Below are 25,626 nucleotides of genomic sequence, written 5' to 3'. Positions count from 1 at the left end.
ATAAATATTGCTTAATTCGTCCCAAAAATAGTTTGCTTTAAAAATACACACTACATTCAGGCAGGGCTTTCTTTATGCGTTCCTGCTCGGTTTTGGCAATAGGATTACCCGTAAGGATAAGCGTTTTCAGGTTTTGTAATCCCGTAAGGGTAGCTGGCAGTTTAGTAATGTTATTCTTTGACAAAGACAACAGTTCCAGGTTTTGCAGGGCTGTAACGCCTTCGGGTAATGCTTCCAGCCTGTTACTGTTTACAATCAGTGATTTCAGATTTTTCAACCTGCCGATGTCTTCCGGAAGTTTTTTCAGCTGGTTGTATTCAAGGTTCAATTCGTTAAGGTTTTGCATCAGCAGCCAACTGCTGTCAAATTCGTTGAACTGGTTGTAGCCCAATTGCAATGCCTTTAATCCCTTTAACTTTGATAATGATTCGGGTAACGTGCTCAGCTGGTTTCCCGAAGCCTCTATGGCCTGCAGGCTGCTGCATTGTCCTATTTCGTCGGGCAGGGCAGTAAGGCTGTTGTAAGACAGGTGTATAAAACGCAGCTTTTGCAGTTTTTCAATGTTTACGGGCAATGCAGTGATGTTATTATCCGACACATCCAGGCGAATAAGGTGGCTTAGTTTGCCTATTTCATCGGGCAGGTAGTGCAGGGCATTCAGTTTCAGGTTCAGTACCTCAAGCTTTTTAAGGGTAAAAAGGTTTTCATCCAGTAATTCCAGGTTGTTTCCCATTAGGTTCAGGAACTGTAAATCGCGTAGCTGTGTTATTTCCTGTGGGATGAAAAATATTCCTTTATCCCTGAAGTTGAGCTGTGTGGCAGTAGCCTTATGTGCCAGGGCATCTTCTATGTTGCCGTACACCGCACTGTTAGGATTATGGTTTTGTGCCAGGGCTATGGTGCTAAACGCCATAACGGGCAATAGTAGTTTCAATTTCATGTTGCATAAAAATAATAAAGGGCCGGACATAAAGCCCGGCCCCTTATGGTTATAAATACATTACTTAACTTTAAGTAGTTTGTATGCGCCTGTAGCATTGCCCATGTTTACACGAACAATAAATACCTGCTCACCTGCATAAGCAGAAAGGTCAAGTTCTATCTTTTGGCCTGTGCCTGTAGTCTTGATGTTTCCTTTGCTTAGTATTTCCCTTCCAAGCAGGTCGTATACCGCAACTGTAACATTGTCACCGGTAGTGGCGCTGTTCAGTTCTATGGTTACACGGCCCTGGGTAGGGTTAGGGTATACTTTAACACCATCTGCAGCAATAGGGTTATCAGTACCGTTAGTTTCCTCTACCAGTATGTACTCGGTTTTGGTTTCTGTATCGTTACCGGCTACGTTAGTAGTGGCAAGGGTTACAGTGTATGTACCGGCAGTAGGGTAGGTTACGGTAGGGTTTTGCTCTGTAGAAGTAGCCGGTTCACCACCTTCAAACGTCCACGACCAAGAGGTAGGGTTGTTTGTAGAAAGGTCGGTAAAGCTTACCGTTTGTCCCGGAGCTACAGTTACCTGGCTGGCTACGAAATCGGTTACCGGAGCCTGAGGGCCCAGGAACTCGGCAAGCGAGAACACTACAGAAGCTGAAGCGTTAAAGGTTACGTTGCCATAAGTAGCATCCTGCTGTGCAGTGTTGCTGCCGCTTGGGTGTTGTACAGAGAAGAAACCGTATTTGTAATCAGGAGTAAAGGTAAGTCCTGTAGGCTCTGAACCTGCCGGCATAGAAGCAAACAGTTTTACATTAGGTGCATCTTGCCTGTGGTCTGGGGCTACTACCCAAATGTAGTTCAGTCCACCATCCTGGCATACCCAAAGGTTACCTTTATCGTCAAATACAAGGTTGTCATTACCATCGGCCCAAGCCTCGGTTACGGTACCTGAAGCTGTTTCAAGAGGGTAGCTCATACCACCTACAAATACTTCAAATTCGCTTACGGTATTGCCATCATCCTTAAAGCGGTAGATGCGGTTTTTACCTTTAGAGGTAAAATAGATTCTGCCGTCAAGAGGGCTTATTTCCACGTCTTCAACACCGTTAAAGTTTGTACCACCAAGTGCAGATGCATTTGTGGCAAGGTTGTTACGGTCTGCCTGGGTAGTGTTTGGTACCTGTACCCATGTAGCTGTAGAAGAGCTTGGCTCGTCTGATGATAGTGCAAGGTCAAGTTTTAGTACATATACACTACCAGAGTAAAGGTTACCCGGTACGGTAGGTACAAATTTGTATACACAGTGTGTACCACCGTCTTCGCCATAGTACGCTGCGGCACCACCCTGGCGTACCACCACGTTTTCGTGGTTCATACGGCCCATAGCCCATAGTTTTTCCTGTATGCCGTTGCCGTGTTCCATCACCTGAGCAGTTACAGGATCTATTTCCACAAGCCAACCCACATCCTGGTAGCCGTCGCCGTTTACATCACCGGCATCGGTAGCTTCTTCAGATGTAACTACAGTACCCCATGGTGTAATACCACCACTACAGTTCCTGTTTGTAGTAACAAGGTCGTTGTTGTAGAAGTCTACTTTCCTGCTGTTATCTACAGACCATAGGTTGTTGTTTTCAGTATCCAGGTGTATGTTAAGCATACTTACACCACCAGGGTTGTTTTCGTGGTTAACCGAAAGGTATCCTGTTTCGCTGCTGCCGTCTATAGCTACATAAGCGGTATAGTCATGGTTACCCGGTATGTTACCCGTACCTGTCATGTACGCATCTCCTTCTTTAAATATCTGCTGGAAGCGGTGTGCTGCCGAGATGATAAGCTGAGGAGTTTGTCCTGTAGGGTTAATCGATGTAAAGCAGGCAATATGCGGAGCATCACATATTACGCTAAGGTCTTGCGCATTCTTCACGTACATGTCGTACTTAAGGTCTGAGCTCGATCCGTCGCGGTTGTGTATTTCTACCGAAATCCTGTTTACACCATCCTGGAACATGGTTTTAGGTACAAAGTGTACAAAATACCTGTTTTCATCGGCACCGTCTACTGTTGTAGATGAGTGTGTAAGGTATGTAACACCTGTTTCAGCCATGTTTTCACGGAATGCTTCCACGCCGTTTACATATACAATAGCACCGTCATCGCGCTTGATACCAAACTCCACAAGGTCAGTAAGGTCGGCAAGGTTAACGTCTACGTTACGGTAGAAGTAAGATGTTATGTACTTGTTAGATGCATCAGCTCCGTAGCTTATCACTGTGTTTACAGGGTCGCCGTAACCCAGTGGAGCACGGCCTGAAAGCCATCCCGGAGTGTACGTAGGTACGCCCCATTCTACATCGTCAAGGCTGGTACCGTTATCAAGGTAATGCCACTCGTTATCCTTCGGGATAGGGAAGGCAGTAGCTTCAAGTTCAGGAGGTAGACCCCTTAGTTGCATGTCAAAGCTAAGGTCTGAGCTGTTTGCTGCACCCTGGTGAAGCTCTACAGCAATCACGTTCTCACCATCCTGAAGCAGGTTAGCAGTTACTACTTCAATATACGTAGTTTCGTCTGCACCACCTATTTGCGATGAAGCGTAGGTGTTGTAGGTTACATCACCTGTAGGCATATTGTTACGGAACGCTTCTACGCCGTTTACATATACTACCACACCGTCGTCCCTAAGTACGTCAAACAATAGCGAGCCGTATTGTGCAGCGTTTTCTACGTTAAAGGTATGCCTTAGGTAGGTAGTAGGGTATTTGTTGTTAGCGTCGCTACCATAGCTAAGCAGTGTGCTCTGGTTGTTATCTCCGTAACCAAGGATACCGTTACCAAACAGCCATGAACTGTCGTCATAGTTATTGGTTCTCCAGTCTGTGCCAAGGTCTGTACCAAGGTCGCTGTATTTCCATAGGCTTTGTGGTTCTACAGGGAAACTGCCTACAGGATAAGCTGTATCTGTAAGCCATGCAAGGTATACCGGCTCATCATTAAAGGTTACCTCAGAGAAGCTTACTATGTTGTTCTCTTTAGTACCTGTAGCTATTACAGTGTAGGTTCCCTGAGGGTCGCCCTGAATCAGGTAATATTCGTTAGCAAGAACGTTTACATCGTTCAGGTTACTGAATATCTTGGTAAGGTCGGCCTTTGGTGAGCCGCTTTCTACATAAAGCGATTCAAATTTCCAACGGCTGTTAAGGAATTTCTTATCAAGGTTTTCAGCATTAGGAAGTACAAGGATTTCGCTTCCGGTTTCTTTACCTACCACAACGTTTTGGTCGTTAGACTGAATTACGTCGGAAAGGTACAGGCCGTTGCGGCTGTCGTTCATTACACTCCAGTTAGCGCCTACGTTAGTGCGGTAAGCGGCTTCCATATCCCTTACAGGGTCTGTAGCAGGTATTATGGTAGCATCAGTATAAGGTACTTCTACCGCAACAGATCCGCTGTTTACAAGATAACCGCTGTCGTCCTGGTTAAACGTAAAGTTGTACGCCAGTGCATCGGTACCTACAGGCATGGTAAGGTACATATCCCTTTTTATATCTGCCTGAGATTTAGCCGTTGTCCAGATACGGAATTCGTCAATATCACTCTGTGTAGGAGCGTTGTTTGCAATGTTTTTACCAAAGGCAAGGTCGTTAGCACACGGCTGGAATGTACCTACCGGCATGCTGCTGGCAAGTTCACCGTTTACATAGAACTTAAATTCGCCGTTTGGTACAAAAGTTACCGCTACGTGATTCCACTCGTCGTGGCTCCATACGTGTGCAGAGTTTAGGGTGTTCCATCCTCCGGCAGCACCTTTACCGGTAATGGTTTGCAGCGTTTGGTTACCCAGGAACTCCATTTCCCAGCCGTATTCGCCACTGCCAAAGTTAGTAAAGCCTACAAGCTTAGTGTTAGCGCCTGCGGTTTCCCTAAGGCGTGCCCAAAGCTCTATGGTAAATGAACCCGATAGCGCCTGGTTAACACCTTCTTTCGGTACATATACCTGGTGGCCTGTTTCCAGTGAAAGTGCGCCACCCTGCTCGCCTATAACTGCGTTAACGTCAGTTTCAAAGGCAAGGTAGTAGTTACCCAGGTCAAGGGCTACGTTTTCAAAGTTTACAACAAGGCCTTCTGCTGTAGCAGTACCTACAATTTCGTAGTTGCTGGCAGGGTCGCCTTTAAGTAGCATGTACTGTTCAACGGTAGTATTAGTCTGTGCAGGGTTTTCAAATACCTCTGCAAGGTCTACCTGCAGGTTAGCAGTTTCTATGCCCAGTGAGTTAATGTGCCATCCGCCTGCTACGTAAGAAGTATCTTCTACAGAACCCAACGGCTGTATAGTGTTGTCGTCGTTATGGCCTATTACCACATTTTCTATGAAGCTGGTTATTGGCGCTGCAAGGTACAGGCCGTTATCAGTTTCATTGGCAATACTCCAGTTACCTGTAGTTTCGTGATCAAAATCAGCTACTACCTCGGCCACAGGGCTGGTAGAATCTATAATTGAAGCGCTGGTGTAGGTAATATCACCGTTTACGCCGGTGTTATCTATAGTACCGTTATCCTCCTGGTTAAAGGTAAGGTTGTAAATAAGGTTACTGTTTTCACCTTCTACAATAGTGTGCATACCTTCTATAATCTGTGCCTGAGTTTTGGCTACGTTCCATACGCGGAACTCATCCATCATAGAAGTGGTTTGGCTGTTGTAGTTAATACTGCGTCCCAGCGCAAAGTTCCAACTGCTGTTGGCTACAAAAGCTGTATAATCGGCAGAAGCTTTAAGCTCACCGTTTATATACAGTTTTATTTTCTGGCCAGGTTCAGCAGTTACAGCAATGTGGTTCCATTCGCCCACGTTAAGGGTAGAACCCGAGTTAATGCTGTTCCAGTTGTTGGTATTTGTACCAAATACTGCTGAAACAGAGTTGTTAGCCGGTAATTCAAGAGAGAAACCTGTAGTAAGGTTGTTTATCCTACCATGGTTAGAAAGCAGCGGGGTGTTGTTACCCGGATCTGCCGTAAGGTTAACCCATGTTTCTATAGTGAAAGCACCGTTCATTACAGCATTCATGTCTGCAGACGGTATCTGTACCTGGTGGTTACCGGCAAGCGACAATGCTCCGCCACGGCCTGCTGTAAATTCACTTTCAGACCATGCTATGTAGTACGTGCCTACAGCAAGGTTAGTATTGTAGAACGAAGCATTTTGGCCGTCATAGCTGCCTTGTGCCACGTTAGTGTAGCTGCCGTCTTCTTCTTGTTTTATAAGGAAGAATTCGCCTGCTGTGTTGTTAACTGTGTCAAAGTTAGGTATGGCCTGTGCAAGGTTTATTTTTATGGTTGCAAACGGGTTGTTTACAGCATCTATAACCCAGCCACCTGTAACATAAGACATTTCGTTGTTGCCCGGAACAGTTGCAATTTCAGTAGCGTTGTTTTTACCCACTACTATGTTAGCGTTGTAGTTTGTAATAGCATCGGGAAAGCTAAGGCCTGTATTGTTTACAGTATTGTTCTTGCTCCACTTACCGCTTATTACATCGCGGTGGTCGGCGTCAAGCGTACTAACCGGTGAAGTGGCAGGAGCCAGCAGTGCACCGCTAAGGGTAACATCCATATTGGCAGCACCAAGGTCATCGGCTATGGTAGTGTTTTCTTCCTCGCTGTTAAAGTTGTAATAGTGTGCAAGGTCCTGCTCGTCACCGCTAAGGGTTACGTGCATACCTGCCTGAATTTCCTCGGCAGATAGCGACCTGCTCCATATACGTACTTCATCAAGTTCGCCGTATATACCACCAGAGTATGCCGGGCTCTTGCCAAAACCAATGCCCCATGAGTTAGGTATGTACTGGCCAAAGGCAGCCTGGCTTACAAGCGTACCGTTTACGTAGTACTTAATCTGGCCGTTTTTAACAGCACTTACGGCTACGTGATTCCATTCGCCTACGTTCCATGCATCGCCCTGCTCGCTTATAGTACTCCAGCCCGAAGTGTTGTTACCTACAACCACATTCAGCTTGTTGCTGTCAGGGTACTCAAAAGAGATACCTGTACTAAGGTTGTTTACGCGGCCATTGCTGGCAAGTATCTTATAGTTTGTACCGGGGTCGCCGTTAAGCTTAGCCCAAAACTCTATAGTAAAGTCATTAGCAAGTGCAGTGTTTACAGCTTCACCTGGGATAGCCATATTTGCTGCACCACTCATTTTTAGTGTACCGCCACGGCTCGATTCTACATCGGCATCGGCAAGTATTTCTTCGTCAGATATAATCCTTCCGTAAAGGGTAAGGTTATCCATACGGCCTATGAAACGCTTGTTCTGGAAGTTGTTACCCACCTGAACATTAGCCGAAGATACCGATGGAGTAACTACGTTGTTCCATGTTTGTATAAGGAAACCATTGTAGTACAACGATATTTTCCTTCTTACGTTGTCGTATTTCCATACTATCTGGCTCCATGCATTAGGCAGTACGCTGTACTGGCTGGTGTAGGTAACGTTAGCAGTATGGTTAGTAAAGGTAAGTTTACCTGTACCGTCTATACCCATACTTACACCTGCACCTGCAGCACCGTTACTAAGAATAGTAGCGCCATTAGACGGAATGTTATCCGGGTTTACCCACGCTACAAGGCTAAATGGCCTGTCGTGGAAATCTAGTGATACTGCTGCGGCAGTGTGTACATCTGTAGTTGCAGTAAAGTGTACGGCACCGTTAGCCACATCGTCTTTACCGTTTGCAAATGTATAGCCTGTAGTGGTAAACTCATGTGCAAATTCTGAAGCATCGGCAAGGTCGTTGTTAAAACCAAGAGACAGTTTCAGCGCGTCGCTGTTTTGGCTTGTAAGCATATCCTGGTGGATGATTTCCTCAAAATACGGGTTACCGTCAAGGCCCACGTATTCTACTTTCATCCTGCGGTCTCCCGCTTCTCCGTAAACGCCTACTCTAAGGTACGATTGTTTTACTCCGGTAAGTATGTAGTCTGATGTGTAGTTTGTAGTTACAACACCACTACCCACATCTGAGTTAAGGTTGCCCGAAAGCACGTCATACAGCGGGTATTTCACGTCGCCTTCGCGTATCATGAACTTCTGCTCATGAATGTCGGCGCTAAGCGAAATCACACCGTTAATGTTGTTGTCCTGTATATATTGTATTACTTCGGCTCCCTGTGCGGTATTACAAAAGTTACGTCCGCCACAGTTACGCTCAAATGACGGCGTACCGTTTATAAGTACCTTAAAGGTTGCGGTACTGTTTAGCAGGCCATTTTTAAGCCATAAAAGCTGGTCAGGGCCCAGGTGTTGGCTAATGCCGTCGCGGTAGCTGCGGTTGTCCAGCAAAAAGTACTCTACGTCTTTATAAACGTAAGATGAGTAAAGTCCCTGTCCTTCGGCAGTACTATTGTACTCCGGGTTTGGCCACCAGTCCATGAATATCTCACGCATTTCCCCAAGGGTAGGCATGGTTTTGTTAAATTCATTCGGCCCCGTGTCGTGGTTGTCTGTAATAGCCAGCTGCGGCATGGCCGAGATAAGCTGGTCGTGAAACTGGCGGAAGAACATATAGCGGTCAAAGGCCATATCCTTGTTAGCCCAGTCGTCTACGCCATCAGGGCATTGCCCCATAGCGTGTTCCAGACCCAGTAGGTATACAGCATCGCCCAGCCATATCATCATATCGCTGTCTTCCTGTGCCATTACATTAAAAATTTCCGGGTCGCCATTTACGTGGGTAAATGATTCCGGAGTGTCAATACAACGGCTAAGGTCATAAATCCTGCCACATCCTCCCGAAAGGAACGTAAAGTCGCTCAGGGTGTTTTGGCCATTAGTAACGTTTGCAGTGCGGCCGCTTGGTTGGCCATCTACAAGTACGTTTGCGGTGTAGGTTACACCTTCTTCCAGTCCTTCGTACTCAAAAGAGCGAAGGCTGTACCCCAGGCGGTCGTCCTGGTTGTGAACGGTTCCGGTAAGGAAAGTGCCCGGAGCATTACTGGCAGTAAGGCCAATGCTCAGTTCGTTTCCAGAGCCGGTACTGTTCTTGGTTAGCACCCATACACGAACCTTGTTGTTGTAAACAGGGCTCATCATGGGGCCATGAACAATGGAATCGCCGGGGATGGCTGTCTGGGCCTTAGCCCCGAAAATACCACCCAACGAAGCCATTAAGCCTAAGAATAGTAAGCTTTTTTTCATGTTGTGTTATGGTTTAGAAAAGTTATTAATTACGGGCAAAAGTACCTTTAGTAAATAGGCTGGGGCTTTTACCAAAACTTATGTTTGTTTTAAGTAAATGTGAATCGAGGTGACTTTTTTATCATTTAAAACGCACCATTGTTATATAATTTTTACACCTGTTTCTTAATGAAATATGATATTTTCACTTATTTATCCTAATAAATGAGATATGTTTCTTAATGAGATGGTTGTTAATGAGGTCTTGTTGGAAATTCTACTAAACATTGTTGTATTAATGTCTAATTAACATGAGTTGAGTTATTATGACATGGTTAAATGGCTCTTAACAATTATACTTTTTTTAACATATAAAAAAATCCTGCCGTTTCGGGCAGGATTCTCAATTAAAGACTATTATATTAATAGGTGTTGTCGTTTAGCGCGCGTATAAATGCTATTAATGCCCTTTTTTCGTAGGGGGTAAGCTCCAGGTGGTCGGGTGGTAGGGTTTGGTTGGGTACCTCGTACTCATAGCCTAAACCGGCAGCACCTCCTTTATCATAAAATTCTATTACCTCCTCAAGCGTTTTATATCCCCCGTTATGGAAATAAGGTGCTGTAAGGGTAGCATTCCTTACTGTTACGGTCTTAAACGATCCGCGGTATATCTCCTCGTGGTCTTCAGGTACAGGGCTGTTAAAGCGCCCTGCATCGGTATCGGGCTCGTTTGATGTTGCATTTTTAAACACACCAAGTACCTCACTTTCGTTTTCTTCAAACAACGGCGGTACCAGCCCGCTAAAGTTTGGTACATAGTGGCAGGTAGCACAGGCCGCCTTGCCGGTAAACAGGTTAAAGCCGTCTTTTACTTCTTTCGACAGTGTTTTGGTTTTTCCCTGAATGTATTTGTCAAAAGGGCTGTTGTAGCCGCGCAATGAAATAACGTAAGAAGATAATGCCTGCGAAAAATAATAACGTGTCACTTTATTTCCTTTACCAAATACCGATTCAAAATCGGCTTTATAGGTAGCGCTTTCGTTTAGTTGCTTTACTATGGCATCAAAGCTGGTGTTAAACTCCATGTGGTTTTCTATTACGTGGCCGGCCTGATCTTCCAGATCATACGCGCGCAGGTCATAAAAATACCGGTCTGAGTATACGGCATTAATAAGGGTGGGGGCATTACGTAATACATTTTTACCCTCTACCGATGATACCGATGTAGGCAGGCCATCGCTATAGGCAAGCTCAGGTTTGTGGCAGCTGGCGCAGCTCATGGTTTTACTGCTGCTGAGTAGCGGCTCGTAAAACAGTTTTTTGCCCAAAGCCCTTAGTGCCTCGCTGTCTTTATCTTGTGGTAAGAGCGAATAGTAGTAGGGGTTAAGGAAATCATTACCAAAGATGTTTTCGCTTGCGGCATTCCAGCTGGCTACTTTACCCCAACGCTCAGCAGTAGAAGGAAGGTGGAGTTGCTGCTGAATCTTACCCAAATTTTTATACAACGGGTTAATATATAAGGTAAGGAAATCGAGCCTGTTAAAGCTGTCAAAATCGTTATTCTTAATAAGGTAGTTTTTGGCTCCGGCCAAAAGCTTTTCGGTTTCAGCTTTTAGCGCAGGGTTGGCCTTTGTAACAAAAGGGCTTACCAGTATGCGTACCGATTCTATAGTAGCAACGGCTTCGGGCAATGCATTTACCGAACCGGGTGTGTCAAAACCGGTAACCCCAAGGCTAAAGGTGCGTACAAGTTGTAGTCGTGCTGCCTCTATAATCTCAAAGTCGTAGAAATAATTGCGCTTTTGCAGAGCGTTTTCTACTGCCGGAACAGCATCATCCAGGCGGGTGACAAGGGCGCTTATTTTTTGCGCTTCGTTAGCTTCCTCATCTGAGAATACCAACTCATCAAGCACCTGCAGCCCTTCGGGGTCTACCACACGGCGTGCGCCTTTATAGTGCTCTGTATCTATCTGGTCGAGCGGTATGTCCTTGCTGTATTCCTGCGGGGTAATGCCGTAATAGTTTTGAGAGTTGTATTTTTCATCAACAGGGTGCGGGTCGGGGTGCTTTAGCGGGGCACCGTTAAGGTACGCCTTACAATGCTTCGGGAAATAATATTCCAGTATGCACTCGTTTTGTTTATAGGCCAGGCGGGTTTTGGTCAGTTGCTGGCGCAAAGCTTTAAGGGTAACGGTCTTCTTCTCAAAACCAAGTGCAGTAGCCTTTAGCAGTGCTGTTTCTTTTTTAAAGGCTTTTATGTTTTGCAATACCAGCGGCCTGAAATCATTTTCCTGATACGAAGATGAATAGGTAGCCGATACACTATTTTTTATCCCGAACAGTACTATCATAACTGTTACGGGCAGGGCAATAAGATACTTCATGGGATTATTTTTTGTCAGCCGCAGCCGTATCGGTAAGTGATTTTAAAAAGGCTATGAGTTCCTTTTTTTCTTTTGCGGTAAGGTTCAGCTTATCAGCAGCCAGGGTCTGGTTTTTTACGGTAAGCGCTATACCGCTGCCACCGCCTTCATTATAAAAATCAATTACTTCTTCAAGGGTTTTGTACGCCCCATTATGAAAATAAGGTGCCGTAAGTGCCACATTGCGCACTGTGGTGGTCTTAAACGATTTGTCGTATATCCAGGCTTCCTCGGTTAAGACAAGGTTGTCCAGACGGCCACCATCGGCATCGAGGGTTTTTCTGGTGGCGGAAGGGTCTTGCAATACGCCCAGTATCTCACTTTCGTTTTCGCTGTACAATGGCGGTACCAGCCCGCTAAAGGTAGGCGCAAAGTGGCAGGTGGCACAGGCAGCCTTACCCATAAACAGGTTAAAGCCGTTTTTTGCCTGTTGGTCCAGTTCAATGGTTTCGCCGCGAAGGTACTTATCCATAGGGCTGTTAAACGAACGAAGCGATAAAACATAAGAAGCAAGCGCTTTCGAGAAGTTCTCGCGGTTAATGCCTTTTTTGCCAAATACCTTTTTAAAGCTTTCGGCGTATTCCGGTTTTTGTCCCAGCTTTTTCAGGATGGCGCTGTAAGCGGTATTGAATTCGGCAGGGTTAAATATTACGTGTTCGGCTTGTTGTTCCAGCGTAAAAGCACGCAGGTCGTAAAAATAGCGGTCGGCATAAGCGGCGTTCAGCAGGGTGGGTGCGTTGCGCAGTACAGTTTTGCCCTGTATACTGCTGGCCGATTTCGGTAGCCCATCGGTAAAGGCAAGTTCAGGTTTGTGGCAGCTGGCGCAACTCATGCTGCCGTCGGTACTCAGTGCTTTGTCATAAAACAGCGATTGACCTAATTTTCGTAATTCGGCAGTATCCTCCTCTTTTTTCAGTGTGGCAAAGAAGTAGGGGTTTAAGAAGTCTTCCGCAAAAATAGACTGGCTATCGGTGTTCCAGGCGCTGGTTCTACCCAAGAACTTCGGAGCATTGCCCGCGCCTTCGCCTAAGGTTTTATACAGCGGATCGATATACTCGCGTATAAACACCAGGCGGTTAAAGCTGTCGAAGTCCTTATTGGCATCCAGGTATTTTATGGCATTGGTAAAAAGGCTTTTTGCTTTTACCGCTGCCGGGTAGTTTTCGGTATAAAACTGCGCCATAGCCTCAAGCGAGGCTTTTGTTTCGGGCAGTGCGTTTAGTGAACCCGGTGTGTCAAATCCCGTAATCCCCATGCTAAGGATGCGTACCAGTTGCATACGCATGGCAGTAAGCCCGTTTGCGCCCTTCATGTCGGGTGCACCGAGGCCGCCATAAAAGTCGATGTAAGCCGAATGCAGTTTTTTGGCTACGGCGGCTATCTGTACTTTTTCTTCGGCTGCTTCGTCAGAAAATACAAGCTCATCCAAAGTTTGTAAACCCTCGGGGCTTATTACTTTCGGCATAGAGCCTTCTTTTTCTATATGCAGCAGGGGAGCGCCGTTAAAATGTTCCTTAGTATATTCGGGGTAATAGAACGCGAAATAAAACTCAGCCCTTTTATAGGCCAGCCGGGTTTCGGTTACGGCATTTTGAAGTTGGGCTATGGTAAGCGTACCGGCTTTATATTTTTGGGCAGCATCGTCAAGCTGTTCTATTGAGGTGTTTAACTCAAGGCTGAATTTTTTCAGTGTGCCGGTTTCTGTGTATTCTTTTTTGCCTTGAGTGGGATATAGGGCTAAAGCGAGTGCCGCGGTAAAAAGTACACTTATGGTTTTGATGTATGCAGAGAACATGGGATGGGAATTTTAAAAAGCGCAAACTTATTCCCCTTGTCCTATGTAGCCATTACCTTAACGTTACTTTACCGTGAATTGTGATTTTCAGATTGTGCAAATTATAGGAACCGCAGGAAAACCCTCAAGCTCGAAATCATAACCAGTGCGGCTACGGCAAGTATAGCGGCCTTTTGCGGAAGCTTACCCGCCAGTCGTGCAGCCAGCGGTGCAGCCATCATGCCACCTATAATAAGCCCGGCTACTATATATACGTACTTAACCCCAAGCGATGAAAAGAACACCAGTGATGCCGTAAGCGTAATAAAAAATTCGGCAAGGCTTACGGTACCTACCACGTATTTTGATTTGCGCCCCTTAGCCAATAGGGTTGAGGTAACAATAGGGCCCCAGCCTCCACCGCCAAATGCATCGAAAAAGCCGCCTGCAAAACCCAGTATGCCGGTTGTTTTTACGGGTTTCTTTTCAATGTTTTTCCTAAAGGCTATAATGATAAGGCGTATACCAATAATAAAGGTGTAGGTAGATACTATGGCATAGGTTACGTCTTCGTATTTATTTCCCAAAAAGATGAGTAGTAGCGAACCCGCCACTGCACCTATAACACCGGGTATAACCAGCCACAAGAACAGTTTTTTGTTCACGTTTCCAAAACGGTAGTGCGAATACCCGCTAACCGCGCTGGAAAACATTTCTGCCGTGTGGATGCTGCCGCTTATGGATGCGAGGTTTACCCCAAAAAGCATCATGCTTGTCGAACAGGTAACGCCGTAGCCTAATCCTACAGCGCCGTCTACCAGCTGGGCAAAAAAACCTACTGCCAGCATAATGTAAAACGGAGCAGGTATTTGCGAAGCGTACAGCCCCAATTGATCAACAGTGATGATTGCTGAAAGCGAGTACCCAAAGAAAACCGCCAGGAACACTGCCGCAATACGGAATGCCAGTTTGCTGTATTTCTTTTCGTTGTCCTGCTTTTTAGCAGGCTTTACATCAAGGTGAAAGTCACTCAGTTCCGGGCGGTGCACCAGGTGTACCCACACATTTTGGTGGTCTGCCTGTTGTTTTACTTCGTGTTCCAGTGCGGTGTCGTTTGCCGCAACAATTACAAAGTCGGTATTTTTAAGGTCGTTGCTGTCGTATTCACGTTCCAGCAGCGCTACCTGCGGGTAACCCGAAAGCAAGCTACTAAACGCAGGTGAAAAACTGCGCGCCACCACCCTTAGGCGGATGTCGCGGTTTTGCCGCAACAGTTCCTGGGCTTTTTGCAAACCGGCTGCATCCCCGCCTATAATAAGGAACCGGGGAGCGTCGGTTTTAAGCAGAACAGGCAGCATAGTATGTTTATCCATTGGTGTATTAAAAGTCGTCCGGTTGCGGCACTTCCTGTTTAAGGAACATAAGGGCGGCAACGGTATCAAATGTAGTTTCATCAATAAGTATAGCGCTGCCGGTTTCGGCATTATCAGCAAAAGCATCGTAAGCCAGCGGCTGGTTTGTGCGGATGCTTACCTGCGCTATGTCGTTCAGCTTTAAGCCTTCGGTTTCCCCAAACTGCCATTCGTTCACATTCCACAGGCTGCCCAGTGATTGTACTTTGGCTCGTACTGTGCGGCTGTGGTGTTGCAGCAGGTACGGCTTACCCGGTTGCAGGGGCGCATTGCCCAGCCAGCATATCCAGGTGTTAAACTCATTGCCTATAACTGGTAGTTCTGTCGATTTTACAATACTGTCGCCACGCGAAATGTCAATATTATCTTCAAGGTGCAGCACTATGTTTTCTCCGGCAACGGCCTTTTCTATCTCGGCAGGGTATTTTTCTATTTTGCTGATGCGGGTTTGTATGCCTGCGGGCAATACGGTTACGGCATCGCCCTGTGTAAAAGCGCCGCTTTGCACAAAGCCAGCATAGCCACGGTAATCGCGGTATTCCTCACTACCCGGACGGATAATCCATTGCACCTGGAAGCGCGAAGCTAGGTCGTCCTTATCGGGTAGCTCTATACCTTCCAGGAGGTGCAGCAGGCTTTCGCCTTTGTACCAATAGGTTTCGGCAGAGCGTTCCACCACGTTATCACCGTTTAGCGCACTAACGGGTATGTAGATGATCTCTTCAAAATTAAGCTGGCTTTTCAGGGCTTCAAAATCATCCCTGATGTCGTTAAATACTTCTTCAGAATATCCGGTAAGGTCTATTTTATTAATGGCAATAATCGCCTTTTTTATACCAATAAGCGATGCTATGCTGGCATGCCTGCGGGTTTGTGCGGTAATGCCCTTGCGTGCATCTACCAGTATGATTATCAAATCCGAGTTTGAAGCCCCGGTAATCATGTTGCGGGTGTACTGCTCATGCCCCGGCGCATCGGCAATAATGAATTTACGTTTGGCGGTAGAAAAGTACTTATACGCCACATCTATGGTAATGCCTTGTTCGCGTTCGGCTCGGAGGCCGTCGGTAATTAGTGCAAGGTCTATTTCGGTACCGGCCTGTTTGGTCTGCGATTTCAGTACGCCCAGCTGGTCGGTGTGTATACTGTCTGAATCGTATAGCAATCGGCCTATAAGCGTGCTTTTGCCATCGTCTACGTTACCTGCCGTTATAAATTTTAGTGTGTTCATTCTTAGCAATTTCAAAAATTAAAAATACCCCTGTTTCTTACGGTCTTCCATAGCGGCTTCACTCACCTGGTCGTCCAGGCGGGTTTGCCCGCGCTCGCTGATGCGTGTTTGCACTATATCGGCAATAATGTCGTCTATAGTATCTGCGTCAGACGGTACTGCGGCTGTACAGGTCATGTCGCCCACAGTGCGGTAGCGTACCCTTTCGGTAACTACCTCGTCACCGGGTTGCGGTACAATAAAGTCGGATATGGCCACCAGCTTGTCCTGGTGTACTATACATTCCCTTTCGTGCGCAAAGTAGAGTGGGGGCAGTTCTATATTTTCGTTTTTAATGTAGTTCCATACATCCAACTCCGTCCAGTTGCTTATAGGGAACACCCTTACGTTAAAGCCCTTTTGTATTTTGCCGTTCAGTATGTTCCAAAGCTCAGGTCGCTGTAGTTTCGGGTCCCATTGCCCAAAATCATCACGCACAGAGAAGATACGCTCTTTGGCACGTGCTTTTTCTTCATCGCGGCGTGCACCACCTATACAGGCATCAAAGCCGTATTCCTGGATTACATCGAGCAGCGCGTAGGTTTGCAGCGCATTGCGCGACGGGAAACGACCCGGTGCTTCGGTAAGGTTATATTTTTTAATGCTTTCCTCTACCGATGCCACCACAAGGCGCTCGCCAATTTTATTAGCCAGGTAATCCCTGAATTGTATTGCCTCGGGGAAATTATGCCCGGTGTCTACGTGCACCAGCGGGAACGGGAACTTGCCCGGGCGGAATGCCTTAAGTGCCAGGTGCACCAGCGTTATAGAATCTTTTCCTCCGGAAAACAGCAGTGCCGGCCTTTCAAACTGGCCTGCGGTTTCACGAAGTATATATATGGCTTCTTCTTCTAATTGTTTTAAATATTGTGCTGTATTGCTCATGCTTACAGTATGTTTTTTAGTTAATTATGGGTATGTAGCCCACATTCTTTTTTAGAGGTGTCTTCCCACCACCATCGTCCTGCCCTGAAATCCTCGCCGGGTTTCACCGCCCGGGTACAGGGTGCGCAGCCTATGCTTATAAATCCCTGGTCGTGCAGCGGGTTATAAGGCACTGCGTTCTGTTTTATGTATGCTTCTACCTCATTAAAGCTCCAGTGCAGCAGCGGGTTAAACTTATACAGTCCGTACGCCTCATCCCATTCTATCATTTCCATACCGCTGCGGTTTGCCGACTGGTCGGCGCGCAGCCCGGTTATCCACACCGCGGCACCACTAAGTGCTTTTTGCAGCGGCTCTACTTTACGTATGTGACAACAACTTTTGCGTAATGCTACACTGTTATAAAATCCGTTGATGCCGTTTGTTTCCACAAAAGCTTCTATACGGTTGTTGTCTGGGTAGTAAGGCTTTATTTTTTTGCCGTACTGTAGCAGGGTTTTATCCCAGGTGGCATAGGTTTCAGGAAAAAGCCTGCCGGTATCGAGGGTAAAAACCTCAATATTATCCAACTTCTGCTTAAAAATAGCATCGGTTATCACCTGGTCTTCTATACCAAAACTGGTAGAAAACACAATTTTCCCGTTAATACTGTTGTTAAGCAGTTGCAGCCCCTCATGAAGCGGTAAATTTTCCAATTGCCGTTTAAGTTGCTCTTCCATTAATTCTACTGTTTTTAAACGAAAACTCCGGCTGTGAAACCGGAGTTTGGTGCGAATATAAGGCATAAATGGCATCAAAAAAAAGAAAATCTTTAAGCTTATGGTGTTATTAATCAGTGTTTTAAGTGTAATTTACTGATAATTAAATGTTTAATCTATAGTTTTAGTAGGGTAATAAAGTAAAAATAAATGACAAGTTGCATTGGTCAGGCACTTGTCAGGGGTTAGTTTGTAGAAAAATGATTATTGATGATGGTACGGTTCGTTCCGTAAAATGGTAAAGGCGCGGTATACCTGCTCTATAAAAAACAGGCGCACCATTTGGTGGCTGAAGGTCATGGATGATAACGACACCTTGCCCTGTGCCTTGGCATACACTTCCGGACTAAACCCATAAGGGCCGCCTATAACGTATACAAGGGTTTTAACGCCGCTGTTCATCTTCTTCTGCATTTCATCGCTAAAGCCTACACTGCTGAATGTTTTACCGTTTTCATCAAGTAAAATAAGTTGGTCAGTAGGGGAGAGCTTGCTCAATATCAGTTCGCCTTCCTTTTCCTTTTGCTGTGCCTCACTCAGGTTTTTCACGTTTTTAATATCCGGGATGATTTCCAAATCAAACTTCACATAAAAGCCCAGCCGTTTGGTGTAATCATCAATCAGCGTTTGCAGGGCTTTGTTATCGGTTTTGCCTATGGCAAGTAGTTTTATGTTCATTTTTTAAGAGCTTCTGAGTTACTGAGCCGCTTAGCTTCTGAGGAGGACTTTGCTACTTTAAACTTAGTTACAGTTTATCAAATTGTTTTATAATTTCCTGCATTTCTTCACCATTCCTCATCTGTAAAGACATTATATGCCCATTATAGTAATACGTATTATTAAATTTTCCAATGCATTGTTCCTTGTATACTATAACCTTAAATTTCTTTGGGTCTATGCTGTCCATTCTCCCGTTATGCAAATCATAAACGTAGTTTTTATCTCTGGCGTAGCAGTTACTTAAAACCTCAAAAGTGGCTTGGTCTGCCTCTTTTTGAATAGTAAAAGTATCGGGCTTATCGTTATAGTTTTTAGAGAAATGATACACGTTTTTTTTATCTTTAAAATATGCACCCCTGAATAGTGTTCTATTGGAACTTAACTTCTTAACCTGCATGAAAGAAGAGGTATCTATAACAGACTGCAACGAAATATTCTCATTTGTAAAATGCGTTAGGTACGTGTCGGCAGATGAAAATTCATTTACGCGATAGGAAGATATGAACCCTAACTCCCCTTTGTTATTTACCCACAAAAAGCCGTTTTTAAGTATTTTCCATTGATTTATTTTGGCAACGCTGTCTTCTTTTTTTTGCACAGAACTGCCTTGCCTTATGGCTACATCTACATTAGAATTTTCACTTTTACGCGGATAGCCGTCATCAGCTAAAGGACTTGAACTTACAGTATCTATCTGCTTAGATTTACACGAAACCAATAGCACAATATAACTAATAACAATACAAAAGTTTTTCATAGTTGGTTGGTTTTTAGGTTATAATATTGCTTAACGTCTTATGAGCTAAGTAGCTCAAGAAATTCATCTTCGCTAATAATCTTCACTCCAAGCTGGGTTGCTTTTTCAAGTTTAGACGGCCCCATGTTGTCTCCGGCTACTACATAATCCGTCTTTTTAGAGATAGAGCTGCCTACTTTACCGCCGTTTGCTTCAATTGCATTCTTCAGTTCGTCGCGGCTGAATTTTGTAAATACACCCGAAACCACCAAGGTTTTACCTGCAAGCAAATCACTGGCAGGGGTAACCTCTACAGCGGTAGATTCCAGTTGTACGCCATAGCCTTTAAGGCGCTCTATAATGGTGCGGTTCTTTTCATTTTCAAAGAAATCCACCACGCTTTGTGCTATGCGGTCGCCTATTTCATCTACCAGTATCAAATCCATTAAGGTGGCTGCTGCAAGGTTGTCTATGGTTTTATAATGCTTGGCAAGCTTCTTGGCTACGGTTTCGCCCACATAACGAATACCGAGCGCATACAGTACGCGCTCAAACGGTACTTCTTTCGATTTCTCTACACCATCTACAAGGTTCTGTGCCGATTTATCTGCCATGCGCTCCAGTGGTACCACTTGTTCTTTTGTAAGGTCGTACAGGTCGGCATAATTTTCTATCAGTCCGGCATTGTACAGCAAGGCTACGGTTTCGCCACCCAGGCCTTCAATGTCCATTGCTTTACGCGATATGTAGTGCTGTACACGCCCTATAATTTGTGGCGGGCAACCGTAAAAGTTAGGGCAGTAGTGCTGTGCTTCGCCCTCTTTGCGTTCCAGTTCGGTGCTGCATTCCGGGCAATGGGTTATGTACACGGTAGGCTCGCTGTCGGCAGGGCGTTTGGTAAAATCCACGGCAATAATCTTCGGAATAATTTCGCCGCCTTTTTCTACAAACACCTCGTCGCCTATGCGTACATCCAGTTTTTCTATCTGGTCGGCATTATGCAGCGAGGCACGTTTTACAATAGTACCTGCCAGCTGTACCGGCTCAAGGTTGGCTACAGGGGTTATGGCACCGGTGCGCCCCACCTGGTAGCTTATGCTATTTAGCTTGGTGCTTACGCGTTCGGCTTTAAATTTATAGGCTACAGCCCAGCGCGGGCTCTTGGCGGTGTAGCCCAGTTCGTCTTGCTGGTGCAGGTCGTTTACTTTTATTACCACGCCATCAGTTTCAAAAGGCAGGTCGTGGCGGTGGTGGTCCCAGTGTTCTATAAAAGCCAGTACATCGGCCATGCTGCCCGCCAGCTTTGATTCTTTCGGTACTTTAAAGCCCCATTCGCGCGCTTTTTCAAGACCGTGAAACTGGGTGTCTATGGGCAGGTTAGGACCTATAAGCGAGTATAGCAGGCAGTCCAGCGGACGCTTGGCTACCTCGGCACTATCCTGTAATTTAAGGCTGCCCGAAGCAGTGTTTCGCGGGTTGCTGTAAGGTGTTTCGCCTATTTCTATAAGCTCGGCGTTCATTTTATTAAAACCTTCCAGCGGTAATATAATTTCGCCACGGATGTCAAACTTTGCAGGGAAATCGCCTTTCAGCTTCAACGGAACCGAACGTATGGTTTTTATATTGGTGGTTACTTCATCCCCCTGAAAACCATCGCCACGGGTTACGGCTTTTACCAGCTGCCCGTTTTCGTATGATATGCTTATCGATGCCCCGTCGTATTTCAGCTCGCAGGTATACTGCACGTTATCAGTGCCCAGGCCTTTCTGTACTCGTTTTTCCCAGTCCTGTAATTCTTCTACACTGTAGGCATTGTCCAGCGAATACATACGGTACTCGTGCGCTATGGTAGTAAAGTTTTTGGTTACGGCGCCGCCCACACGCTGGGTAGGAGAGGAAGGGTCGTTATATTCAGGGTACTGTGTTTCAAGCTGCTGAAGTTCTTTCAGCTTCATGTCAAACTCAAAGTCGGTTATGGTAGGTGCATCAAGCACGTAGTAGTTGTAGTTATGCTGGTTCAGTTCGTCGCGTAGTGCGGTTATCTGTTGGAGGATATCCATGCTCTAATGTTTGTTTATACGGCTAATTTAGCCAAAGTTTATGAAAACTGAAACTTTGGGGGCTGTAATAAAAAATGCCTCCCGAAAGGAAGGCATTTATATGTGGTATTGTAGTTTTTTATAACCTGAAAATACCGCCAAACACTATAATACGCTGTGCGAATGTAAAGTGCTGCGAGGCGCGGTCGGCACCCTGGTACGTAGTACGGATGTCGTTCATTTCTATGTAACCGGTTTTGTATTCGGTTTGTACAAAGAAGTATTTAAAGAAGGTAATGTTTAGCCCGGCCTTGGCTCCTACACCATATCCCGAAATGTGGAAATCGTCGTGGCGTTGTTTACCCAGTACCTTGGCATTGGTTTTAGGGTAAAGGAAACCTCCGTCTACACCTACGGTAAAGTTTACCTGAATTTTATCGGTATTGTTTATACCTATGTATTTAGACAGGTCGTCTACGCGGGCTATACCGGCGTTTACGTAGTTAAGTCCGTCGGTGTGTTCAAAGGTAAGGAAGTCCTCGGTCATGTTTACAGGTACATTGTTGTATATACCGTTAAACGCGCTTCCGGCCTGGTCCGATGGCAGGTCTATGTAGCCATTTACATTTACCGTTTGGTTTTGGGTCATTACATATTTCATGTGATCCAAACCTGCGTTAATGTTGTAATGGTCGTTAATAAAATACCCCACCCTGAAATTGGTTTGAGGGATTGTCATATTGGCGGGATTAATATAATCCACATGCCATCCTTTCGGTTTGTCGTGGGCAGTAACGTCGTGCAGGGTAAAGTTGTACCCGTCTCCCGTAAAGTTAATGTCCGACTTCGAATAACTGTCGCGGTTACCGCCCCAGTAAATGTAAAATTTGCCTTTGTTATGGGCTGTGTATTTTTCAGGACTTGCAGGCACGTCTTGTGCAAAGGTGTACTGTGAAAAAACACAAAAAGCTAGTACAACCTTAAGTAAAGGTTGCTTCATTATATGTGATGTGTGAGTGTGTTATTGGTCTATGCAGCGCTTAGAACCCGTTAATGGTGGTTCTTATTGCTGTAAGCTTTTCCATAAGCCCCTCAAAATAATCCAGGTGCAGCATGTTAGCCCCGTCGCTCTTGGCATTAGCCGGGTCAAAGTGCGTTTCTATAAAAATACCGTCTACACCGGTGGCTATACCGGCACGGGCTATGGTTTCTATCATATCGGGCCTTCCGCCTGTAACGCCTGCTTCCTGGTTTGGCTGCTGTAATGAGTGGGTTACGTCCAGCACGGTAGAGGCAAACTTTTTCATGGTAGGTATACCACGGAAGTCTACAATCATGTCCTGGTAGCCAAACATGGTACCGCGGTCGGTTACCATAACTTTGTTGTTGTTGCTGTCCAGTACTTTTTGTACGGCGTGCTTCATGCTCTCCGGGCTCATAAACTGGCCTTTTTTCAGGTTTACAGTCCTTCCGGTTTCGGCGGCAGCCACCACAAGGTCGGTTTGCCTTACCAGGAATGCCGGTATTTGCAGTACATCTACATACTGTGCAGCCATGGCTGCATCTTCATTAGTGTGGATGTCTGTAACGGTAGGTATATCAAAAGTTTCCGATACTTTTTGCAGTATTTTAAGCGCTTTTTCGTCGCCTATACCGGTAAAGCTGTCTACGCGGCTGCGGTTTGCTTTTTTAAATGAGCCTTTAAAAACATAAGGTATTTTTAGCCTGTCGGTTACTTTTACAATATGTTCGGCTATACGCAGAGCCATTTCTTCGCCTTCAATAGCACATGGGCCTGATAAAAGGAAAAAATTACCGCTATCGGTGTGTTTTATTTTAGGGATGTTGTTTAAGTCCATTTTCCATGTTTAAAATGTGGCGCAAAGATACAAAGAAAAAAGCCTTCCTGTTACAGAAGGCTTTGTGTATTATAATGCAAATTATACCAAATTAGGGCTTTTTTATACCAAAACCCACCGGAGCCATTACCTTACCCTTTTCGTACAGGTTTATGTACAGCTTTTTTGGTTCGCTAAGCCCCTCCCAGCTTACCTCATACACATCCAGCAGTCCGGCACCCATGTTGAATTTTTTTGTAGGGAAAGGGCAGCATGCGTCTACCTTGGTGTAGGTAAGCGTTTGCCCTTCGGGGCCGGTAAGCCCGCCAAAAAAGCGCCTTACATTTACCTCTGCACTCTGGAACGGCAGGAAGCCCAGGTTTATGGGGTAATCCTGGTTGTAACCGTATTTTTTATCGGTAGCGGTTTCGGTTATTACAAAGTATTTTTCTTTAGACAGTGCCGGCATTACAGCGTTGTCGTCTATGTTTTGTATGGTGTTCTTTGTGCTTGTGCAGGCCACAGTTAGCGCCAGGAATCCCAGTAGCAAAAGTTTTTTCATAAAGCAAAATTGTTTTACCAAAAGTATACTTTTTTGCATAAACCTAAAAAAGTATGCCGCTTATCTTTTAAGAAATAAAATGGCTACTTTTGCCGGACTCAACATTATAATGATATGTACAGTTTTTTCGGAACCTGGCCCTGGTATTTGTCGGGCTTTATAATAGGCGTGGTAATGCTGCTGCTGGTTTACTTTGGTAAAACCTTTGGTATGAGCAGCAACCTGCGCACCATGTGCTCTATACTGGGCGCGGGCAAAACATCAGAATTCTTCAGGTTTGACTGGAAAGCGCAGCGCTGGAACCTTGCCGTAGTGGCAGGTGCCATGATGGGCGGTTTTATAGCTACGCACTATCTTACCGATACTACTAAAAGCGTACAGCTAAATCCTAAAATCGTTACCGAACTGCAACAAATGCACATAGATGCACCAAACGGTAAACTACTGCCCGATGCCCTTGCCGGTACCGATGCGTTATCTGACCCTAAAATTATAGCCATACTGCTTGTAGGCGGTATACTGGTAGGTTTCGGTACGCGTTATGGTGGTGGGTGTACCTCGGGGCACGCCATTACGGGGCTTAGTAACCTGCAATTGCCCAGCCTTATTGCTGTTATGGGTTTCTTTATCGGGGGACTTATTATGTCGTGGTTTTTGTTGCCTTTAATTTTTGGATAAGATGAAATTATTGAGATTTATACTCGTAGGAATAGTATTCGGCATCGTGCTTACAAAATCAGAAGCCGTGTCGTGGTACCGCATATATGAAATGTTCCACTTTCAGTCGTTCCACATGTTCGGCATTATTGGCGTGGCGGTATGCACCGGGCTTATAGGCCTGCAACTTTTTAAACGCAAAGGCGTAAAAGATACCAATGGCCAACTTATAGCCCCACCGGATAAGGACAAAGGTTTTACCAACTATTTTGTGGGCGGACTAATCTTTGGTTTAGGTTGGGGGCTTGTGGGCACCTGCCCGGGGCCTATATTTATACTTATAGGCTCAGGCTTTATGGGTATCGGTATTGTGCTTATCGGTGCATTGCTGGGTACCTGGCTGTACGGTGTGCTTAAAAAGAAACTACCGCATTAATGCAGGGTTTAATTAAAAAATGATAAAAAAGGGGAATCTGTTGATTCCCTTTTTTATTTGTAATATTGGCATGTAAACCAATCATTCAGAATGAAACCTATATACCTGCTGTTATTTTTAATGATGGTTACACTAACCGTAAAAGCACAAAATAAAATGGATAACACTTATTTTACCTGGGATGATTTCGTTGAAGGTTTTGGTAAGGAAATGGTTTCTGCTGAAGATGTATATGGAAATATGGTAGACAACGGTTTGAAGGATAATGCCTTATTGCCGGTGGACTTTACTTTCATTTCAGATAGTAAAGAAAACCTGGAAGCGCTTAGCACATTTATAACCGAACACTACCCATACAAAATACAGGGGATAAAACAATTTGAAGATATATGGGAACTTAATGGTGTTACCAATGAACTACCTGTTACTTCAAACAATCTGCTTTACTGGATGCTGGATATGTACAAGCGGGGATATGAATTTGATGCCTACCTTGATGCTTACGGAGCGTTTAACGATGCTAAAAACCAACATTTTCCCGACCTTGATAAAAAGAACGAAAGCATTTATTTTGATAAAGGACTTGAATGTTACAATGAGGGCAACCTAAGCGGGGCTATTATAAATTGGTCTTTAGCACTAACTATAAATCCCCAAGACGTGGATGCCTATTATTCACGCGCTATTGTAAAAGAGGAATTGTATACATGGAAAGCGGCTCTTGCCGATTATGATAAGGCATTAGAAATAGCGCCCGATTTTATCAGTGCATTACTGAATAGGGGAGCGCTTAAAGATGAGCATGACGATTATAAAGGGGCCATAGAAGATTATGACAAAGCTTTGCAAACTGGTAAAGCCGATGAGGAGGAAGAACAATTAATTTATTTTAACAGGGGTAATTCTAAATACAACCTTAAAGACCTTACCGGAGCTTGTGAAGACTGGAAAACTGCATACAAGCTTGGTGCTGACTATGCCAAAGAAAAACTTGATAAATATTGTAAATAATA

General features: G+C 45.2%; 17 protein-coding genes. 3 read left to right on the top strand and 14 right to left on the bottom strand.

Going from position 1 to position 25,626, the window contains the following annotated elements; translation table 11 throughout:
- Positions 1-37: 37 nt before the first annotated feature.
- The 14 genes from ACLI1A_RS14545 to ACLI1A_RS14480 form a co-directional block, all read right to left on the bottom strand.
- Positions 38-940: a leucine-rich repeat domain-containing protein gene (locus ACLI1A_RS14545; RefSeq protein WP_411409404.1), complete on the bottom strand. Its 903-nt coding sequence runs from the start codon at positions 938-940 to the stop codon at positions 38-40.
- A gap of 60 nt (positions 941-1,000) precedes the next feature.
- Complete coding sequence (locus tag ACLI1A_RS14540) at positions 1,001-9,124, bottom strand: LamG-like jellyroll fold domain-containing protein (protein ID WP_411409403.1); 8,124 nt, start codon at positions 9,122-9,124, stop codon at positions 1,001-1,003.
- A gap of 401 nt (positions 9,125-9,525) precedes the next feature.
- Entirely contained in the window at positions 9,526-11,487 is a 1,962-nt protein-coding gene (locus tag ACLI1A_RS14535; protein WP_411409402.1) for a cytochrome-c peroxidase, read from the bottom strand.
- Between the two features lie 4 nt (positions 11,488-11,491).
- A complete protein-coding gene (locus tag ACLI1A_RS14530) occupies positions 11,492-13,321 on the bottom strand; it encodes a cytochrome-c peroxidase (RefSeq protein ID WP_411409401.1) in 1,830 nt (609 codons plus the stop codon).
- A gap of 101 nt (positions 13,322-13,422) precedes the next feature.
- Positions 13,423-14,673: a TSUP family transporter gene (locus tag ACLI1A_RS14525; protein WP_411409400.1), complete on the bottom strand. Its 1,251-nt coding sequence runs from the start codon at positions 14,671-14,673 to the stop codon at positions 13,423-13,425.
- A 7-nt stretch (positions 14,674-14,680) separates the two neighbouring features.
- The gene (locus tag ACLI1A_RS14520; protein ID WP_411409399.1) at positions 14,681-15,943 is read right to left on the bottom strand and encodes a sulfate adenylyltransferase subunit 1; all 1,263 of its coding nucleotides are present in this window, start codon (positions 15,941-15,943) and stop codon (positions 14,681-14,683) included.
- A gap of 18 nt (positions 15,944-15,961) precedes the next feature.
- Positions 15,962-16,867 carry a sulfate adenylyltransferase subunit CysD gene (gene cysD, locus ACLI1A_RS14515; RefSeq protein WP_411409398.1) on the bottom strand — a complete coding sequence of 302 codons (906 nt, stop codon included), beginning with the start codon at positions 16,865-16,867 and terminating at the stop codon, positions 15,962-15,964.
- Between the two features lie 20 nt (positions 16,868-16,887).
- Positions 16,888-17,586, bottom strand: a complete 699-nt coding sequence (locus ACLI1A_RS14510; protein ID WP_411409397.1) for a phosphoadenylyl-sulfate reductase — start codon at positions 17,584-17,586, stop codon at positions 16,888-16,890.
- 243 nt (positions 17,587-17,829) lie between these two features.
- Complete coding sequence (rlmH, locus tag ACLI1A_RS14505) at positions 17,830-18,303, bottom strand: 23S rRNA (pseudouridine(1915)-N(3))-methyltransferase RlmH (RefSeq protein WP_411409396.1); 474 nt, start codon at positions 18,301-18,303, stop codon at positions 17,830-17,832.
- Between the two features lie 67 nt (positions 18,304-18,370).
- Positions 18,371-19,102 carry a hypothetical protein gene (locus ACLI1A_RS14500; RefSeq protein WP_411409395.1) on the bottom strand — a complete coding sequence of 244 codons (732 nt, stop codon included), beginning with the start codon at positions 19,100-19,102 and terminating at the stop codon, positions 18,371-18,373.
- A gap of 38 nt (positions 19,103-19,140) precedes the next feature.
- Entirely contained in the window at positions 19,141-21,141 is a 2,001-nt protein-coding gene (gene ligA, locus ACLI1A_RS14495; protein WP_411409394.1) for an NAD-dependent DNA ligase LigA, read from the bottom strand.
- 118 nt (positions 21,142-21,259) lie between these two features.
- The gene (locus ACLI1A_RS14490) at positions 21,260-22,120 is read right to left on the bottom strand and encodes a hypothetical protein (RefSeq protein WP_411409393.1); all 861 of its coding nucleotides are present in this window, start codon (positions 22,118-22,120) and stop codon (positions 21,260-21,262) included.
- Between the two features lie 40 nt (positions 22,121-22,160).
- Positions 22,161-22,979, bottom strand: coding sequence for a 3-deoxy-8-phosphooctulonate synthase (kdsA, locus tag ACLI1A_RS14485; RefSeq protein ID WP_411409392.1), 819 nt, complete (start codon positions 22,977-22,979; stop codon positions 22,161-22,163).
- Between the two features lie 91 nt (positions 22,980-23,070).
- A complete protein-coding gene (locus ACLI1A_RS14480) occupies positions 23,071-23,520 on the bottom strand; it encodes a 2-dehydro-3-deoxyphosphooctonate aldolase (RefSeq protein ID WP_411409391.1) in 450 nt (149 codons plus the stop codon).
- A gap of 114 nt (positions 23,521-23,634) precedes the next feature.
- Here ACLI1A_RS14480 and ACLI1A_RS14475 point away from each other — a divergent pair, with 114 nt between their 5' ends.
- The 3 genes from ACLI1A_RS14475 to ACLI1A_RS14465 all read left to right on the top strand — a co-directional run bounded on the left by ACLI1A_RS14475 (position 23,635) and on the right by ACLI1A_RS14465 (position 25,624).
- Positions 23,635-24,198: a YeeE/YedE family protein gene (locus ACLI1A_RS14475; protein WP_411409390.1), complete on the top strand. Its 564-nt coding sequence runs from the start codon at positions 23,635-23,637 to the stop codon at positions 24,196-24,198.
- Between the two features lies 1 nt (position 24,199).
- Positions 24,200-24,613, top strand: coding sequence for a DUF6691 family protein (locus ACLI1A_RS14470; protein ID WP_411409389.1), 414 nt, complete (start codon positions 24,200-24,202; stop codon positions 24,611-24,613).
- Positions 24,614-24,703: 90 nt separating this feature from the next.
- Positions 24,704-25,624: a tetratricopeptide repeat protein gene (locus tag ACLI1A_RS14465; RefSeq protein ID WP_411409388.1), complete on the top strand. Its 921-nt coding sequence runs from the start codon at positions 24,704-24,706 to the stop codon at positions 25,622-25,624.
- Positions 25,625-25,626: the final 2 nt, after the last annotated feature.

This window comes from Flavobacterium sp. RHBU_3, from assembly GCF_046613565.1.
GTDB lineage: Bacteria > Bacteroidota > Bacteroidia > Flavobacteriales > Flavobacteriaceae > Flavobacterium.
Note: the sequence above shows the minus strand (reverse complement) of the source record. Positions and strands in the feature narration are given on the sequence as shown.